Origin of the sequence: Klebsiella sp. JB_Kp042, assembly GCF_040065275.1 — a bacterium.
Taxonomy (GTDB): domain Bacteria; phylum Pseudomonadota; class Gammaproteobacteria; order Enterobacterales; family Enterobacteriaceae; genus Klebsiella; species Klebsiella quasipneumoniae.
The window spans coordinates 20,435-36,594 of record NZ_JBEAJL010000098.1; the positions used below are offsets into that span (position 1 = coordinate 20,435).

Genomic DNA, 16,160 nt, shown 5'->3' on the forward strand with positions numbered 1-16,160 from the left:
AATGCGTAGCGTAACGCCGTCAATCGAATCTGCGGTCAGCCGCCTGGCGCCGGGCTTTCGGGCATTAAGTATTGTGGTGGAGAGCGCGCCGGTGGCCAATCCCGCCGTCGCGGAACAGGCGCTGGCCGAGGCCTGCCTGGCGGTGCAGCAGGATGATGTGCCCTGGGCGCAAGCGCATCTGGCGGCATGGGATGAAGCGTTCAGCGCCTTCGGCGCGAAGGCGAAACGTACCCCCTGTTCGGCGCAGGCGCTGCGCAAGCGGGTGCTGAAGGAGGGGAGCCTGCCGGCCATCGATCCGGTGGTGGATATCTACAACGCGATCAGCATTCGCTATGCCATCCCGGTCGGTGGGGAAAATCTGGCCGCCTACCGTGGCGAACCGCGGCTGGCCATTGCCCGCGGCGATGAGCCATTCGATACGCTGAAATCGGCAGAGCCGGTGGTGGAATATCCGGAGCCGGGCGAAGTCATCTGGCGGGATGATATAGGCGTAACCTGCCGACGCTGGAACTGGCGGCAGGGCGTACGCACCCGGCTGGACAGCGGCGCGCAGACGATGTGGTTTATTCTCGAAAGCCTGCCGGCGATGCCGTTGTCGGCCCTGCATGAGGCGGGAGAGCGGCTGGTAGGCTATCTGCAGCAGCTGATGCCCGGCGCCCGCGCCTCGATAACGCTGCTGCGAGCCGATGACGAGGACGATCTACGCTGAGCGGCGATGATCAGCGATCTCTCTTCAACTGGACAGGATTTGCGTATAAACTCGCGGGTTTTACTATTCCGGAGGCGGAGAGGCGATGAGCCAGGCAGAGTTAAACGGTGAGTTATTCACATTAGAGCGGTTCCCACCTAACGCTGAAGAAGAAGCGCTTCAGGCGTGGGAAGCGGCGGATGAATATCTGCTGCAACAGGTGAATGACGTCGACGGCCTGACGCTCATCTTCAACGACGGCTTCGGCGCGCTCGCCTGCGCGCTGGCGGAACGCAACCCGGTGAGCATCAACGACTCCTTTATCTCCGAGCTGGCGACCCGCCACAACCTGCGGATGAACGGCATTGATGAAGAGAGTGTGCGTTTTCAGGATAGCCTGAGCCCGCTGCCGGCCGCGCCGGCGCTGGTGCTGATTAAGGTGCCAAAGCAGCTGGCGCTGCTGGAACAGCAGCTGCGCGCCCTGCGCGCAGTGGTGACGCCGGAAACCCGCATTATCGCCGCGGCGAAAGCGCGCGATGTGCATAACTCGACGCTGGCGCTGTTTGAAAAAATCCTCGGCACCACCACCACCTCGCTGGCGTGGAAAAAAGCGCGTCTGATCCACTGCGTTTTCACCGCCCCTGAGCTTGCCGATGCGCCGCAAACCTACAGCTGGAAGCTGGACGGCACGCCGTGGACCATCCACAACCATGCCAACGTCTTTGCCCGCAGCGGTCTGGATATCGGCGCGCGCTTCTTCCTGCAGCATTTACCGTCTGATTTAGAAGGCGAGATCGCCGATCTCGGCTGCGGCAACGGAGTGATAGGCCTGCAGGCGCTGGCGCAGAACCCCCATGCCCGCGTGATGTTCACCGATGAGTCGCACATGGCGGTGGCTTCCAGCCGGTTGAACGTTGAGCACAACCTGCCGGACGATATTGACCGTTGTGAATTTATGGTCAACAACTCGCTCTCCGGCATTGAGCCGGACCGCTTTACGGCGATCCTGTGCAATCCGCCGTTCCACCAGCAGCACGCCATTACCGACCATATCGCCTGGCAGATGTTTAACGACGCCCGCCGCAGCCTGAAATACGGCGGTGAGCTGTACGTCGTCGGCAACCGTCATCTCGACTACTTCCGTAAGCTGAAGCGCGCTTTTGGTAACTGCACGACGATTGCGACGAACAATAAGTTTGTCATTTTGAAAGCAACGAAGGTGCGTAAACAGCGCTGATCCGTGTGGCTATTTCCCCGGCTTGCGGCTGTCGCCTTAGCCGGGCTACCGACTGTCGCCTTAGCCGGGCTACCGACTGTCGCTTTAGCCGGGCTACCGTTCGGGATTATCGTGGTAGCCCGGGGAAGGCGCATCGCGCCGCCCCCGGGACACGGCTAAATCGCCAGGGCCAGCTTCGTGCCCTGGGCAATCGCCCGGCGCGCATCCAGCTCCGCCGCCACGTCGCAGCCGCCGATCAAATGCACCGTTTTTCCCGCCGCGCGCAGCGGATCCGCCAGCTCGCGGCGCGGCTCCTGACCGGCGCAGATCACGACATGATCCACCGCCAGCAGCTGGCGCTCGCCGCCGATCGTCACGTGTAATCCCTCATCATCGATCTTCTCATAGCTGACCGCCGGGATCATTTTCACGCCGCGCGCCAGCAGCGTGGCGCGGTGGATCCAGCCGGTGGTTTTGCCGAGCTCGTCGCCCGGTTTGCTCGCCTTGCGCTGCAGCATCACAATCTGTCGCGGGCTTTGACTCAGCTGCGGGCCTTCAGGACGCAGCCCGCCCGCCGTCCGCAGGCTGGTATCGATACCCCATTCGCGACAGAACTCGCCGATATCCTGGCTGGTGGCCCCCCCCGACTGGCTTAAATACATCGCGGTGTCGAAGCCGATGCCGCCGCAGCCGATTATCGCCACCTTCGCGCCAACCGGCGCTTTATCGCGTAAGACATCCAGGTAGCTGAGCACCTTGGGATGATCGATCCCGACGATCGCCGGCAGGCGCGGGGCAATGCCGGTGGCGAGGATCGTCTCATCGAACGCCAGCAGATCGTCTGCCGTGACGCGGGTGTGCAGACGTAGATCGACGCCGTTAAGATCGAGCATTCTACGGTAGTAGCGCAGGGTTTCATGAAACTCCTCTTTGCCGGGGATCTGTTTGGCGATATTAAACTGGCCGCCGATCTCCGGGAGGGCATCGAACAACGTGACGTGATGACCGCGTGCGGCGGCGTTAACCGCGAAGGCCAGACCGGCAGGCCCGGCGCCGACCACCGCCAGCCGCTTAGGGGCGTTGGCAGGCAGGACCGGCATCAGGGTTTCATGGCAGGCGCGCGGGTTGACCAGACAGGAGGTGACTTTGCCGACAAAGATCCGATCGAGACACGCCTGGTTGCAGCCGATGCAGGTGTTGATCTCATCGGCGCGATCGCTCTGCGCTTTCGACATAAATTCGGCATCGGCAAGGAACGGGCGGGCCATTGAGACCATGTCGGCATCGCCGCGGGCGAGGATCGCCTCCGCGACCTGCGGATCGTTGATGCGGTTGGTGGTGATCAGCGGGATCGACACGGCGCCCTTCAGTTTGCGGGTGACCCAGCTAAAGGCGCCGCGCGGTACCGGAGTGGCGATGGTCGGAATGCGCGCTTCGTGCCAGCCGATGCCGGTGTTGATGATCGTCGCCCCCGCCGCCTCGATGGCTTTGGCCAGCGCGGTGACTTCCGCCAGCGTGCTGCCGTCGTTAACCAGATCGAGCATCGACAGACGGTAGATGATAATGAAATCGTGACCGGCGCGCTGGCGCACGGCCTTGACCACTTCAACGGCGAAACGCATCCGGCGCGCGTAATCGCCGCCCCATTGATCGTTGCGCTGGTTAGTGCGCGCGGCGAGGAATTCGTTAATCAGATAGCCCTCAGAGCCCATCACCTCCACGCCGTCATAGCCTGCTTCCCGCGCCAGCTGGGCGCAGTGGGCAAAATCATCGATCAGCGTGAGGATCTCATCGTGGCTCAGCTCATGAGGGGCGAACCGGTTAATCGGCGCCTGCAGAGAAGAGGGGGCGACCAGCGCGGGCTGGTAGCTGTAGCGCCCGGTGTGCAGGATCTGCAGGGCGATTTTACCGCCTTCCTGATGTACCGCGTCGGTGATCTGGCGATGATGCGCCAGATGGCTGGCATCGTTGAGTACCGCGCCGCCGGCCATGGTCACCCCGGACGGGGCGGGCGCGATGCCGCCGGTGACGATCAGCGCCACGCCGTGCCGCGCGCGCTCGGCGTAAAAGGCCGCTAACCGTTGCGCGCCGTCGGGCAGTTCTTCCAGACCGGTATGCATGGAGCCCATCAACACGCGGTTTTTGAGGGTGGTGAAGCCCAGCTCAAGCGGGGCGAAAAGCGACGGATAGCGGCTCATAATGGCTTCCAATGTAAAATTATTGTTATGTGGTCGGATGAGTTACTAATTTAGCCGTCGTGGAGAAAAAGGGAAAAGGGGAGTGCGGTGATTGTGATGGGATTCAAAGAACGGCGAAGCGTTGCCCCTCACCCCGGTCCTCTCCCAAAGGGAGAGGGGGAAAGCGGGCACTGAAAATCAGGCTTCGCGCTGAACGGTTCCCTCTCCCGCCGGGAGAGGATTAGGGTGAGGGGGAAGACACAGCGCGCGGGCGGCGTTCGAGGCCCGGCGCCTGCCACATCGACGTTGTCAGCCCGCTATCGACAAGACCAAGCTGATCGGCATAGACCGACTGCCATTTACTCATCATCTCCTGATACAGCTCGCGATGCTGCGGATTAGGGGTGAACTCGCGGTGCCAGCTCACTAACTTTTCTCCGGCGCTGGCCATGTCGCCGTACAGCCCGGCGCCAGCGCCGGCGGCGATGGCGCAGCCGAGGGCGGTGGCTTCGCGGACCACCGGCACCCGCACCGGCAGGCCGGTGACGTCGCTGAGGATCTGGCTCCACAGCGCTCCCTTCGAGCCGCCGCCGGCAAACACCAGGCTATCGAAAGTCACCCCGGAAAACTGCGATATCTGCGCCAGGTTGCAGGCGGAGACAATCGCCGCGTTCTCCTCCAGGGCGCGGAACAGAGTGGCTTTATTGCACTTCTCCGGATCGATGGAGAGGTTAATAAACGACGGCGCGGCGTGGTACCACTGCTTAAAGTGCATGGCGTCGGAAAAAATAGGCATCACGCCGTGGGAACCGGCGGGTACGCGGCTGGCCATCTCCTCCAGCAGCGAATAGGCATCGACGCCGAGGCGCTCGGCAATCAGCTTTTCTTCAGCGCAGAAGGCGTCGCGGAACCAGCGCATGGTCAGGCCGGTAAAAAAGCTGATGGACTCCGCCTGCGCCATGCCGGGAATGACGTGAGGGTTAACGCGAATATTCATCTGCGGGTCGGTGCGCACCTGCGGCAGATTCACCACCTGCTGCCAGAAGGTGCCGCCGAGCACTGCGCTTTGTCCGGCGCGCACCACCCCGAGCCCCAGGCAGCCGAGCTGCACGTCGCCGCCGCCCATCACCACCGGCGTCCCGGCGCGCAGGCCGCTCTGCTGGGCTGCCGCTTCGGTGACGGCGCCCAGCAGCGTGCCGGTCTCTTTCACCGGCGACAGCATATCGGCGCGCAGCCCGGCCATATCCAGCAGCGCCGGACGCCAGTCGCGGCTGAACAGATCGAGCATGCCGGTGGTGCCCGCGTTTGACGGGTCGACCGCCAGCTCGCCGGAAAGCTTCGCCGCCAGCCAGTCGCTGATCATGGTGATAGTCGCCGCCTTGCGGTAGATATCGGGACGATGGTGCGCCAGCCACAGCAGGCGTGGCATGGCGCTGAGCGCCAGCGTTTGCCCGGAGACCTCGTACACCTCGGATTCAAAACGATAGTCGTGGATCTCCTTAAGCTCCGCCACTTCGCGGCTGGCGCGGGCATCAACGTTGGCGCAGGCCCAGATGGCCTCGCCGTTGCGGTCATAGAGGACGATCCCTTCGCGCATCGAACAGCAGGCGACGGACTGAATATCGGCGGCAGAGAGCCGGGCGGCGTCGAGCGCCTGGCGAATGCACTGGCAGGCCAGCTGCCAGTTGGTGGTAAGGTCGAACTCCATCGAGCCGGGGACGTTATCGACGCTCAGGTGTTTCCATTCGGCCTGGCCCACCGCCAGCTGGCGGCCATTGAGATCGAAAATGACCGCCCGTATGCTGCCGGTCCCGGCATCTAACGCTAACAGGTAACTCATGACATGCGCCTCACTGTTGTCGCGCGGCGCCGGGCCGTCAGGAGGCCAGTGCGAGCACCGCGCGTGCTGTTGTCTCTTCCGTTACCAGGCCATTAATCCGCTTTCCAGTCAGAGCGGCATGAATCGCCTGCGCTTTTTGTTCTCCCCCGGCGACGCCGACGATGGTCGGCAGCTGCGCCAGCTCATCCAGGGTCACGCCGAGCAGTTCCCGATGGATCTCCAGCCCCTCTACCGGCCGGCCGTCGGCCTGCAGGAAATAACCTAAAATGTCGCCGACCGCCCCTTTGCGGGCGTACATCAGCTGTTCGCCCTCGCTGATATAGCCGGAGCGCAGAATGGTCGCGTCGCGCCGCTGATCGATAGCGCCAATGCCAACCACCGCCGCGTCCGCCGCCGTCGCCGCCAGCATCACATCGCGCACGCTGGATTCGCGGCGCAGGATTTCGGCGACCTCCGCCGACGAGACCCGCAGCGGCGCCGGAATAATGCTCACGCTGCAGGCGGCATCCAGCTGACCGATGCCGGTCATATAGGGGCCGACGCCGCCGGAGAGGGTCACCAGCCGCACCTGCTGCGAGCCGATAAAGCCGCTGAGATGCTGCAGGCAGCTCATGGTGGCTTCGCCGAAGCCGACCGCCAGCAGCTGTCCCGGTTGCAGAATCCCCATCAGCGACTGCGCCGCGCCGATCCCCAGCCGGGTATTCATCGGCGGGGGGTTGAGCGCCGGCAGCACGCGAGCAATCTTGAGGCCAAAGCGCTGCTGGAGTTCGCTTTCCAGCGCCAGACAGCCTTCATAGCGCGAGTTGATCTGCACGCGGATCACCCCGGACTGGCGACCTTTCTCCAGCAGGCGGGAAATCTTCAGCCGCGGCAGCCCCAAACGCTCGCCGATGTCGTTTTGCGTCAGGCCGTCGTGGTAGTAACACCACGCCACCCGCGCCACCAGCTCTTCCTCGGCTAACGCCAGCCCGGCGTAGCGATGGTCTTCCGTAATGCGTTTTTCGCTCATAAATTGAACTCTTATAAAAATTTAGATCATATGTTCGCTATTGCGCGGCCGGAAAGTGTGAGCCGACTGGCAAAACGGATCTTTCCTCTCTGGCCCCTTTTTTCCGGACGATCTAAAGCGCCAAACTGTGATCTTCGCACGGTTGTAAATATAGTTCACCGTCTACGCTTTTGAACATTATTAAATTTAAAAATCATTTGTTCAAACGAGGCGCGACGATGAAGCCACTGCTTGAAGCTCGCCAGATCCGCAAACAGTTCTCCGGCGTTGCCGTGCTGAAGGGCATCGACTTTACGCTATGCGCGGGCCAGGTGCATGCGCTGATGGGGGGCAACGGCGCGGGTAAATCGACGCTGATGAAGATCATCGCCGGCGTCGAAACCCCGGATAGCGGTGAACTGACGATCGGCGAACGCGCGTTTGCGCGCCTTAACCCGGCGCTGGCCCACCAGCTGGGCATCTATCTGGTGCCGCAGGAGCCGATGCTGTTTCCCAACCTCAGCGTGCGCGAGAACATTCTTTTTCGTCTGCCGAAGCGGGCGGATACCGCCGCGCGGCTGCAGGAAAAACTGCAGCAGCTGAACTGCCAGATCAACCTGGACGCCAGCGCCAGCACGCTTGAGGTAGCCGATCAACAGATGGTCGAGATCCTGCGCGGCCTGATGCGCGAGGCGCGGATCCTGATCCTTGATGAACCCACCGCCTCTTTAACGCCGGGCGAAACGGAAAGGTTGTTTCAGCAGATCCGGGCGTTGCAGGGGCTCGGCGTGGGGATCGTCTTTATCTCGCACAAACTGCCGGAAATCCGCCAGCTTGCCAGCCATGTGTCGGTGATGCGCGATGGGGCGGTAGTGCTCAGCGGCGAAACGGCGGGCTACGGCGACCAACAGCTTATCAGCGCCATGACGCCGGCCAGCCGCGACCATGCGCTGAGCGACACGCAAAAGCTGTGGCTGGCGCTGCCGGGCAACCGCCGCACCCAGGCGCAGGATTTTCCCGTTTTGCGGGTGGAGGATCTCACCGGCGAAGGTTTTATCGATCTCAGTCTGGAGATCCGCGCCGGGGAGATCGTCGGCCTCGCCGGGCTGGTGGGATCCGGGCGCACCGAATTTGCCGAAACCTTATACGGCCTGCGTCCGCCGCGCGCCGGGCGGATCTGGCTGGAGAACCGCGAGATTAGTCAGGAGAGCACCCGCGCCAGGCTGGCCAGCGGGCTGGTCTATCTGCCCGAAGACCGCCAGGTCTCCGGGCTGTTTCTCGATGCGCCGGTGCGCTGGAACACGGTGATGTTCAATCAGCCGTCGTGGTGGCAGCAGGGGAAACGGGAGGCGGCGGTGGTCGAACGCTATCACCGGGCGCTGGGGATCAAGCTGGCCGATGGCGATCAGCCGGTGCGTACCCTCTCCGGCGGCAACCAGCAGAAGGTGCTGCTGGCGCGCTGTCTGGAGGCTAACCCGCTGCTGTTGATTGTTGATGAACCGACGCGCGGCGTGGATGTCTCCGCCCGCGCCGATATCTATCAGTTGCTGAAAAGCGTTGCCGCGCAAAATGTGGCGGTGCTGATGATCTCCAGCGATCTGGATGAGTTCGTTGGCCTGGCCGACCGGGTGTTGGTGATGCATCAGGGCCGCTACAGCGGCGAGCTGGCGCGGCAGGCGGTGACCGTCGATCGCATGATGACCCTGGCCTTTGGAGGGCAGGCATGAAAACGTTACTCAAGAATCGCGAACTGAGCGCCTTCTTCGCCATCGTGGCGCTGTTTGCCGTGCTGGTGGCGCTCAATCCGGCCTATTTCAGCCTGCAGACGCTGGCGATGATTTTCGCCAGCTCGCAAATCCTGTGCCTGCTGGCGCTGGGGGCAACGCTGGTGATGCTGACCCGCAATATCGACGTGTCGGTGGGCTCCACCGTTGGCCTGAGCGCCATCGCCGTTGGGGTGGCGCTGAACAACGGCTACGGGCTGGCGACAGCGATCGCCTTCGCGCTGGCGATTGGCGCGCTGGCCGGGGCTTTTAACGGCCTGCTGGTGGTGGGGCTGCGCATTCCGGCGATCGTCGCCACCCTCGGCACGCTGGGGTTGTATCGCGGGGTGATGTTGCTGTGGACCGGCGGGAAATGGATCGAAGGCTTGCCCGATAGCCTGAAATCGCTCTCGGAGCCGCTGTTTATCGGCGTCTCGCCGCTGGGCTGGCTGGTGCTGGCGCTGCTGCTGGCGGGCGCATGGCTGCTGTCGCGCACCGCCTCTGGGCGTGATTTCTATGCCGTTGGCGATAACCTCGCCGCTGCCCGCCAGCTGGGCGTGGCGGTCAACCGCACGCGGATGCTGGCCTTTACCCTCAACGGTATGCTGGCGGCCTGCGCCGGGATCGTCTTCGCCGCGCAGATTGGCTTTGTGCCCAATCAGACCGGCAGCGGCCTGGAGATGAAAGCCATCGCCGCCTGCGTGCTGGGCGGGATTTCGCTGCTCGGCGGTACCGGCACCCTGCTCGGCGCGTTTCTCGGCGCCTTCTTCCTCACCCAAATCGACACCGTGCTGGTGCTGTTCCGCCTTCCCGCCTGGTGGAATGACTTTATCGCCGGCCTGGTCCTGCTCGGGGTGCTGGTCCTTGATGGCCGCCTGCGCCAGGCGCTGACCCGCCATCAGCGGGCGCTGAAGTACAGCCGTTTCCAGCCCGGCAACAAAGGGGGCAAACAGGTTGCCCGCTTTCCCGAACGCAAAAGCAAAGAGGTGGCGTAAATGAAGCTGAAGCTTAACTGGGAAAGCGCGCTGCTGGCGTTGTTAGTCGTGGAAATCCTGCTGTTCGGCGCGCTGAATCCGCGCATGCTGGATCTCAATATGCTGCTCTTTAGCACCAGCGACTTTATCTGCATCGGCATCGTCGCGCTGCCGCTGACGCTGGTGATCATCAGCGGCGGGATCGATATTTCGCTGGGCTCGACCATCGGCCTGTGCGCCATCGCCCTCGGGGTGATGACCCAGGCGGGCTGGCCGCTGTGGCTGGCGGTGTCGCTGACGTTGCTGCTGGGGCTGCTGTGCGGGTTAATCAACGCCGCGCTGATCCACTACACCGGCATCAGCCCGCTGGTGATCACCCTCGGGACGCTGTATCTGTACGGCGGCGGCGCGCTGCTGCTTTCCGGCATGGCCGGCGCCACCGGCTATGAAGGGATCGGCGGCTTTCCCGACAGCTTCACCGCCTTCGCCAATTTAACCCTGGGCGGGCTGCCGCTGCCGCTGGTGCTGTTCGCGGTCATCACCTTTCTCTTCTGGCTGCTGGCCCATCGCGGGCGCTTTGGCCGCCATCTTTTTTTACTCGGGCAAAACTCGCGCGCCGCCCGCTATGCCGCGCTGTCGGTCAACGGCATCCCGTATGTGCTGTATGGCCTGGTGGGCGTGGCGTCGGCAGTGGCGGCGCTGGTGATGGTCTCCTATTTTGGCTCGGCGCGTTCGGATTTAGGCCGTGACCTGCTGATGCCGGCGCTGACCGCGGCGGTGCTCGGCGGAGCCAATATTTACGGCGGCTCGGGATCGATACTGGGTACCGCGCTGGCGGCATTGCTGGTGGGGTATCTGCAACAGGGTTTACAGATGGTCGGCATCCCCAACCAGGTGTCGAGCGCGCTGTCAGGGGCGCTGTTGGTGGTGGTGGTGATGGGGCGTTCGCTGAGCCTGCACCGTGAATGGGTGCGCGCGACCTGGCGGCGTCTTTTCTCGCGTAAAACAATCGGAGCATAAACATACGATGAAAACCAAACGAATCCTCCAGACGAGCGTCCTGGCGCTGGCGTTAAGCGTGGTAACCGCCCAGGCGGCGGACCGCATCGCCTTTATACCTAAGCTGGTCGGCGTGGGCTTCTTTACCAGCGGCGGCAACGGCGCGAAAGAGGCGGGGAAAGCGCTGGGCGTGGATGTCACCTATGACGGCCCCACCGAGCCCAGCGTCTCCGGCCAGGTGCAGCTTATCAACAACTTCGTCAACCAGGGCTACAACGCGATTATCGTCTCAGCCGTCTCACCGGACGGCCTGTGTCCGGCGCTGAAGCGGGCGATGCAGCGCGGGGTGAAAGTCCTGACCTGGGATTCCGATACCAAGCCGGAGTGCCGCAGCATCTATATCAATCAGGGCACGCCGCAGCAGCTCGGCGGCCTGCTGGTGGAGATGGCGGAAAAGCAGGTGACCAGGCCCGCTGCCAAAGTGGCGTTTTTCTACTCCAGCCCGACGGTGACCGACCAGAACCAGTGGGTGAAGGAAGCCAAAGCCAAAATCGAAAAAGAACATCCGCAGTGGCAAATCGTCACCACCCAGTTTGGCTATAACGATGCCACCAAATCGCTGCAAACTGCCGAGGGGATCTTAAAAGCGTATCCGGATCTCGACGCCATTATCGCGCCGGATGCCAATGCCCTGCCGGCGGCGGCGCAGGCGGCGGAGAACCTCAAGCGTCAGGGCGTGGCGATCGTCGGCTTTAGTACCCCCAACGTCATGCGCCCGTACGTGGAGCGCGGCACGGTGAAAGCCTTTGGCCTGTGGGATGTGGTTCAGCAGGGCAAAATTGCGGTTAACGTCGCCGATCGTCTGCTGAAAAAGGGCGATCTTAACGTCGGCGACAGCGTTGAGGTGAAAGATATCGGCTCGCTGAAGGTCGAACCGAACAGCGTGCAGGGCTACCAGTATGAGGCGAAGGGCAACGGTATCGTGCTGCTGCCGGAGCGCGTGGTGTTCAGCAAAGAGAACATCAATAACTACGACTTCTGACGGAGGATGAGATGGCTGATTTAGACGATATCAAAGAGGGCAAGGACTTCGGCCTCGACCGCCCGCAGCAGAACACGCTGTATACCCTGAAAGGCTGCGGCTCGCTGGACTGGGGCATGCAGTCGCGGCTGGCGCGCATTTTTAATCCGCACAGCAACCGCACGGTCATGCTGGCCTTCGATCACGGTTACTTCCAGGGACCCACCACCGGGCTGGAGCGCATCGATCTGTCGATTGCGCCGCTGTTCGAGGAAACCGACGTGCTGATGTGCACCCGCGGCGTACTGCGCAGTCAGGTGCCGGCCGCGACCAACAAACCGGTGGTGCTGCGCGCCTCCGGCGGCAACTCGATCCTCAGCGAACTTTCCAACGAGTGCGTGGCGGTGGCGATGGAAGATGCGCTGCGCCTGAACGTCTGCGCAGTGGCGGCGCAGGTCTATATCGGCAGCCAATACGAACATCAGTCGATCAACAACATCATCAAACTGGTGGACGCCGGCAACCGCTACGGTATGCCGGTACTGGCGGTGACCGGCGTCGGCAAAGAGATGACCCGCGATGCGCGCTACTTCTCGCTGGCCAGCCGGATTGCCGCCGAAATGGGGGCGCAGTTTGTGAAGACCTATTTCGTTGAGGAAGGCTTTGAAAAAGTGACCGCCAGCTGCCCGGTGCCGATCGTCATCGCCGGGGGGAAAAAGCTGCCGGAGCATGAGGCGCTGGAGATGTGCTGGCGGGCGATCGACCAGGGGGCGTCCGGGGTGGATATGGGGCGCAATATCTTCCAGTCCAGCGCCCCGCGCGCAATGCTGAAGGCGGTGAAAAAGGTGGTGCATGAGAATCTGAACGCGCGCGAAGCGTACCAGTTCTGGCAGGAAGAGAAACAGGGAGAGCGGAAATGAATGTGACGCTGGTGGAGATCAATATCAAACCCGAGCGGGTGGATGAGTTTCTCGAGGTGTTCCGCGCCAACCACGAAGGGGCGCTGCGGGAGCCGGGCAACCTGCGCTTTGATGTCCTGCAGGACCCGGAGGTGAAGACCCGCTTTTTTATCTACGAAGCCTATAAAGACGATGAGGCGGTGCTGGCGCACAAGAAGACCCCGCACTATTTAGCCTGCGTCGAAAAGCTGGAAGAGATGATGTCGCAGCCGCGGCAGAAGCGCAGCTTTATCGGCCTGCTACCGCAGGTGTGAGGGAAATCCAGAGCAGAAGATAACCCCGGTCCTTTCCCATTGGGAGAGGACCGGGGGAGGGGCAGTTTATTACGCCTCTTCAACCGAGACGCGCAGGGCCGCCAGCGCCTTACGCGCCGCCTTCAGCACCTGCTCGCACTGCTCAAGGGTGAGCGTCAGCGGCGGTTCAACGCGGATCGTCTTGGCGTTATTTAACGTCCCGGCGACCAGCACCCGCTGTCTGAACATCTCGCTGGCAAAGTCGTAGCCAATCTCGTTATCGACAAACTCGATGGCCATCAGCATGCCTTTCCCGCGCACTTCATTCACCAGGTCCGGATACTCCTGCGCCAGCAGGCGGAAACCGTCCAGCAGCATATCGCCTTTCTGCGCCGCCTGCGCCGGCAGGTTTTGCGTCAACAGCACGTTGATGGTCGCCAGCGCCGCCGCACAGGCCAGCGGGTTGCCGCCGAAGGTCGTGGTGTGCAGGAACGGGTTGTCGAACAGCACCGAGAAGACCTCTTCCGTCGCCACCGTCGCGCCGATCGGCATCACGCCGCCGCCGAGGGCTTTCGCCAGACACAGAATGTCGGGCTGAACGTTCTCATGCTCGCAGGCGAACATCTTGCCAGTGCGGCCCATGCCGGTCTGCACTTCGTCGAGGATCAGCAGGGCGCCAAACTCGTCGCACAGCTTACGCACCGCCGGCAAATACCCCGTCGGCGGCAGGATCACGCCCCCTTCGCCCTGAATCGGCTCAAGGATCACCGCCGCGACGTCGTCGCCGGTTTTCTTGCACTCGCTCAGCATGGTGCGCATGGCGTTGATATCGCCGAACGGCACATGGCGGAAGCCCGGCAGCAGCGGCATAAACGGTTTGCGGAAAGTCGACTTGGCGGTGGCCGACAGCGCGCCCAGCGATTTGCCGTGGAAGGCGCCGCTGGTGGCGATGAAGGTGAATTTACCGCGCGGCGACTGATAGGCTTTCGCCAGCTTGATGGCCGCCTCTACCGATTCGGTACCGCTGTTGCAGAAGAAGCTGTACTTCAGTTTGCCGGGCGTTAAGGCCGCCAGGGTTTTCGCCAGCATCGCGCGTAGCGGATCCAGCAGTTCCTGACTGTGAAGCGGTTGTTTCGCGAGTTGATTCTCGACGGCGGATACCACAACTGGATTACGGTGCCCTACATTGAAGATGCCAAACCCGCCAAGGCAGTCGATAAACTCCTGTCCCTGGGTGTCGACAAGCGTATTTAACCCTCCCGCTTGCCACTCTACGGCTCCGTAATCCCCGCCGGCTGTGACCGATTTTCGATACTCTAAAAACCCCGGATTCACATGCTCTTTAAAGTATTCTCTGACCTCCTGGTTAAGTGCTTTCATTTCCTCATGGTCAAGCGTGCGCTTTTCAATGAGATTCAGTGCGTGTGCGCTGCAGGCCAGAGCCGATGCGCTGGAAGGTAACCTGTTCAAAATGTGCTCCTGGGGCGGACGTATCACACGATACTGGATTAAGTATTGCAGGGATTACGCCAGTTCGGCAGAAGCGGTGAAAATCGGGATAAATGCAAAGTAAAAGACGAAATGTGTAAAATTTAATCTCATGGCGCCATTATTGGCACGTTTTATTCCTGAGCTGACGAGATTTTCTGCCTTGCGGCGTTGAGCGGCACGATCCGTCGTGGTGCGGGCTGCCCCAGCGCGGGGCAGCTGATGGTGAGAAAGGAGGCTTAGTCGAGCTGGGAGATCTCCATCGCCGCCCGGTCGATAATGCCGATGATCTGCTTGAGCTGGGCGGCGCTGCTGGCCTGCTGGTTCACTTTCAGGTCGAGGACCGCTTTGAAATTCTCCAGCGCGCGCTTCATCTGCGGATCGCGGCGCAGCTCGCAGCCGACCATCCGCGCCTGCAGACGCTCCTGGATATGGGCCAGATGCTCCTGGTTCTCCGCGTGCAGCTGTTTCCCCTCTTCGCTGATGACGATTTTTTTGCGTCCGTTGTCGTCTTCCACGCTGATGAGACCCTGGTCCTGGAGCAGATCCAGCGTCGGGTAGATCACCCCCGGGCTGGGACTGTAGTTCCCCTGGGTGAGGGTTTCGATCTCTTTGATCAGCTCATAGCCGTGGCTGGCGCTGCGGCTGAGGATGTCCAGAATAATCAGCCGCAGTTCGCCGTGGCCAAAGAAACGCTGGCGACGTCCGCCGCCGCGACGGCCATGGTCGCCGTGTTCGCTGGGGTCACCGTGGCGCCCGCGCGGCCCACGCCCGTCTTCATGATGATGTCGCATGGTTACCTCCTGCTATGTTTTGATATATCTAATTTATATCTAAAAAATGAATGCTCGCAATGCTGGTTGTGATTTATTTTTTAATTTGTTGATATTTATCTGTTTATTTTTGATGCTGGTATTTTAATGCGGTTTGTTTTGACTATATCAAAAAAAGACTTGCATTCTTTTTAGATGGCAATCATTATCATTTGCATCGAGTTTAGATATATCTATTTACTGTTCACGAAGGCGATCGATGATGACAAAAACCAAAGCAGACAAGTACCCGCAGCGTGTCCGCAATGAGCTGCGTTTCCGTGAGCTGACGGTGCTGCGCGTGGAGCGCGCAGGCGCGGCCTTCCAGCGCATCGTGCTGGGAGGCGAGGCGCTGGAAGGTTTCGTTTCCCGCGGCTTTGACGACCACACCAAGCTTTTCTTCCCGGAGCCGGGCGCGGCGTTTGCCCCGCCGCAGGTGACCGAGGAGGGGATTGACTGGGGCGAGGGCGTGCGGCCTGCTACCCGCGACTATACGCCGCTGTACGATGCCGAACGCCATGAGCTGGCGTACGACTTCTTTATCCACGACGGCGGAATCGCCAGCCGCTGGGCGCTGGAGGCAAAAGCGGGCGATAAGCTGGTGATCGGCGGTCCGCGCGGCTCGCTGGTGGTGCCGGAGGATTACGCCTGGCAACTGTATATCTGCGATGAGTCCGGTATGCCGGCGCTGCGTCGTCGTCTGCTGGGTTTGCGTCAGCTGGCGGTGACGCCGCAGGTGACGGCCATCGTCACTATCGCCGATGCGTCATATAAAGATTATCTGGCGGACCTCGACGGCTTTAACATCGAGTGGGTGGTGGGCCACCATCCGGCGTTCGTCGCCGAGCGTCTGGCGCAGGTGAAGGTGCCGGCGGAGGATTATTTCATCTGGCTGACCGGCGAAGGCGCGGTGGTGAAATCGCTGCTGGCGCGCTTTGAGGATGAGAGCATCGATCAGCAGCTGGTGCGCTCGCAGGCGTACTGGCACAGCAAGTAAAAAGC

The 16,160-nt window shown here is 61.8% G+C and carries 14 protein-coding genes; 9 read left to right on the plus strand and 5 right to left on the minus strand.

The window, feature by feature from the left end:
- The first annotated feature begins 1 nt into the window (after nt 1).
- Together ABLV54_RS19575 and rlmG are read left to right on the plus strand one after the other, a co-directional pair.
- Nucleotides 2-709, plus strand: a complete 708-nt coding sequence (locus ABLV54_RS19575) for a B3/4 domain-containing protein (protein ID WP_048298386.1) — start codon at nt 2-4, stop codon at nt 707-709.
- Between the two features lie 85 nt (nt 710-794).
- Nucleotides 795-1,925, plus strand: coding sequence for a 23S rRNA (guanine(1835)-N(2))-methyltransferase RlmG (gene rlmG / locus ABLV54_RS19580; RefSeq protein WP_023291080.1), 1,131 nt, complete (start codon nt 795-797; stop codon nt 1,923-1,925).
- Between the two features lie 155 nt (nt 1,926-2,080).
- On the opposite strand, the gene ABLV54_RS19585 is transcribed toward rlmG, so the two are convergent.
- The 3 genes from ABLV54_RS19585 to lsrR all read right to left on the minus strand — a co-directional run bounded on the left by ABLV54_RS19585 (nt 2,081) and on the right by lsrR (nt 6,930).
- On the minus strand, nt 2,081-4,102 hold the full coding sequence (locus ABLV54_RS19585) for an NADPH-dependent 2,4-dienoyl-CoA reductase (RefSeq protein ID WP_248860949.1): 2,022 nt from the start codon (nt 4,100-4,102) through the stop codon (nt 2,081-2,083).
- 220 nt (nt 4,103-4,322) lie between these two features.
- Complete coding sequence (gene lsrK / locus ABLV54_RS19590) at nt 4,323-5,921, minus strand: autoinducer-2 kinase (protein ID WP_050533711.1); 1,599 nt, start codon at nt 5,919-5,921, stop codon at nt 4,323-4,325.
- Nucleotides 5,922-5,958: 37 nt separating this feature from the next.
- The gene (lsrR, locus tag ABLV54_RS19595) at nt 5,959-6,930 is read right to left on the minus strand and encodes a transcriptional regulator LsrR (protein WP_348814211.1); all 972 of its coding nucleotides are present in this window, start codon (nt 6,928-6,930) and stop codon (nt 5,959-5,961) included.
- Between the two features lie 218 nt (nt 6,931-7,148).
- Between lsrR and lsrA the strand changes: the two genes are divergently transcribed.
- Genes lsrA through lsrG form a run of 6 tightly spaced genes read left to right on the plus strand, consistent with a single transcriptional unit; the run spans nt 7,149 to nt 12,879 of the window.
- On the plus strand, nt 7,149-8,636 hold the full coding sequence (gene lsrA, locus ABLV54_RS19600) for an autoinducer 2 ABC transporter ATP-binding protein LsrA (RefSeq protein WP_023291076.1): 1,488 nt from the start codon (nt 7,149-7,151) through the stop codon (nt 8,634-8,636).
- Nucleotides 8,633-9,667, plus strand: a complete 1,035-nt coding sequence (lsrC, locus tag ABLV54_RS19605; RefSeq protein ID WP_023291075.1) for an autoinducer 2 ABC transporter permease LsrC — start codon at nt 8,633-8,635, stop codon at nt 9,665-9,667. Before lsrA ends, lsrC begins: the two co-directional genes overlap by 4 nt.
- Nucleotides 9,668-10,666, plus strand: coding sequence for an autoinducer 2 ABC transporter permease LsrD (lsrD, locus tag ABLV54_RS19610; RefSeq protein WP_072413577.1), 999 nt, complete (start codon nt 9,668-9,670; stop codon nt 10,664-10,666).
- 7 nt (nt 10,667-10,673) lie between these two features.
- Nucleotides 10,674-11,687 (plus strand): autoinducer 2 ABC transporter substrate-binding protein LsrB, encoded by a 1,014-nt coding sequence (gene lsrB / locus ABLV54_RS19615; protein ID WP_050533714.1) that lies wholly within the window; start codon nt 10,674-10,676, stop codon nt 11,685-11,687.
- Nucleotides 11,688-11,698: 11 nt separating this feature from the next.
- On the plus strand, nt 11,699-12,586 hold the full coding sequence (lsrF, locus tag ABLV54_RS19620; protein WP_023291072.1) for a 3-hydroxy-5-phosphonooxypentane-2,4-dione thiolase: 888 nt from the start codon (nt 11,699-11,701) through the stop codon (nt 12,584-12,586).
- On the plus strand, nt 12,583-12,879 hold the full coding sequence (gene lsrG, locus ABLV54_RS19625; protein ID WP_004181386.1) for a (4S)-4-hydroxy-5-phosphonooxypentane-2,3-dione isomerase: 297 nt from the start codon (nt 12,583-12,585) through the stop codon (nt 12,877-12,879). Before lsrF ends, lsrG begins: the two co-directional genes overlap by 4 nt.
- 69 nt (nt 12,880-12,948) lie before the next feature.
- Here the strand turns inward: lsrG and ygjG are convergent, their stop codons facing one another.
- Together ygjG and ABLV54_RS19635 are read right to left on the minus strand one after the other, a co-directional pair.
- Nucleotides 12,949-14,328, minus strand: a complete 1,380-nt coding sequence (gene ygjG / locus ABLV54_RS19630) for a putrescine aminotransferase (protein WP_023291071.1) — start codon at nt 14,326-14,328, stop codon at nt 12,949-12,951.
- Nucleotides 14,329-14,585: 257 nt separating this feature from the next.
- The gene (locus tag ABLV54_RS19635) at nt 14,586-15,140 is read right to left on the minus strand and encodes a PadR family transcriptional regulator (protein ID WP_023291070.1); all 555 of its coding nucleotides are present in this window, start codon (nt 15,138-15,140) and stop codon (nt 14,586-14,588) included.
- A 238-nt stretch (nt 15,141-15,378) separates the two neighbouring features.
- Between ABLV54_RS19635 and ABLV54_RS19640 the strand changes: the two genes are divergently transcribed.
- Nucleotides 15,379-16,155, plus strand: coding sequence for a siderophore-interacting protein (locus ABLV54_RS19640; protein WP_072096601.1), 777 nt, complete (start codon nt 15,379-15,381; stop codon nt 16,153-16,155).
- The last annotated feature ends 5 nt before the right edge of the window (nt 16,156-16,160 follow it).

What these genes read in the sequence shown, in the direction of transcription:
- lsrD (WP_072413577.1), top strand. Translation starts at nt 9,668, where the DNA reads ATGAAGCTGAAGCTTAACTGGGAAAGCGCGCTGCTGGCGTTGTTAGTC.
- ABLV54_RS19575 (WP_048298386.1), top strand. Translation starts at nt 2, where the DNA reads ATGCGTAGCGTAACGCCGTCAATCGAATCTGCGGTCAGCCGCCTGGCG.
- lsrG (WP_004181386.1), top strand. Translation starts at nt 12,583, where the DNA reads ATGAATGTGACGCTGGTGGAGATCAATATCAAACCCGAGCGGGTGGAT.
- lsrC (WP_023291075.1), top strand. Translation starts at nt 8,633, where the DNA reads ATGAAAACGTTACTCAAGAATCGCGAACTGAGCGCCTTCTTCGCCATC.
- lsrA (WP_023291076.1), top strand. Translation starts at nt 7,149, where the DNA reads ATGAAGCCACTGCTTGAAGCTCGCCAGATCCGCAAACAGTTCTCCGGC.
- ABLV54_RS19635 (WP_023291070.1), bottom strand. Translation starts at nt 15,140, where the DNA reads ATGCGACATCATCATGAAGACGGGCGTGGGCCGCGCGGGCGCCACGGT.
- ABLV54_RS19640 (WP_072096601.1), top strand. Translation starts at nt 15,379, where the DNA reads ATGATGACAAAAACCAAAGCAGACAAGTACCCGCAGCGTGTCCGCAAT.
- lsrR (WP_348814211.1), bottom strand. Translation starts at nt 6,930, where the DNA reads ATGAGCGAAAAACGCATTACGGAAGACCATCGCTACGCCGGGCTGGCG.
- lsrK (WP_050533711.1), bottom strand. Translation starts at nt 5,921, where the DNA reads ATGAGTTACCTGTTAGCGTTAGATGCCGGGACCGGCAGCATACGGGCG.
- rlmG (WP_023291080.1), top strand. Translation starts at nt 795, where the DNA reads ATGAGCCAGGCAGAGTTAAACGGTGAGTTATTCACATTAGAGCGGTTC.
- lsrF (WP_023291072.1), top strand. Translation starts at nt 11,699, where the DNA reads ATGGCTGATTTAGACGATATCAAAGAGGGCAAGGACTTCGGCCTCGAC.
- ABLV54_RS19585 (WP_248860949.1), bottom strand. Translation starts at nt 4,102, where the DNA reads ATGAGCCGCTATCCGTCGCTTTTCGCCCCGCTTGAGCTGGGCTTCACC.
- lsrB (WP_050533714.1), top strand. Translation starts at nt 10,674, where the DNA reads ATGAAAACCAAACGAATCCTCCAGACGAGCGTCCTGGCGCTGGCGTTA.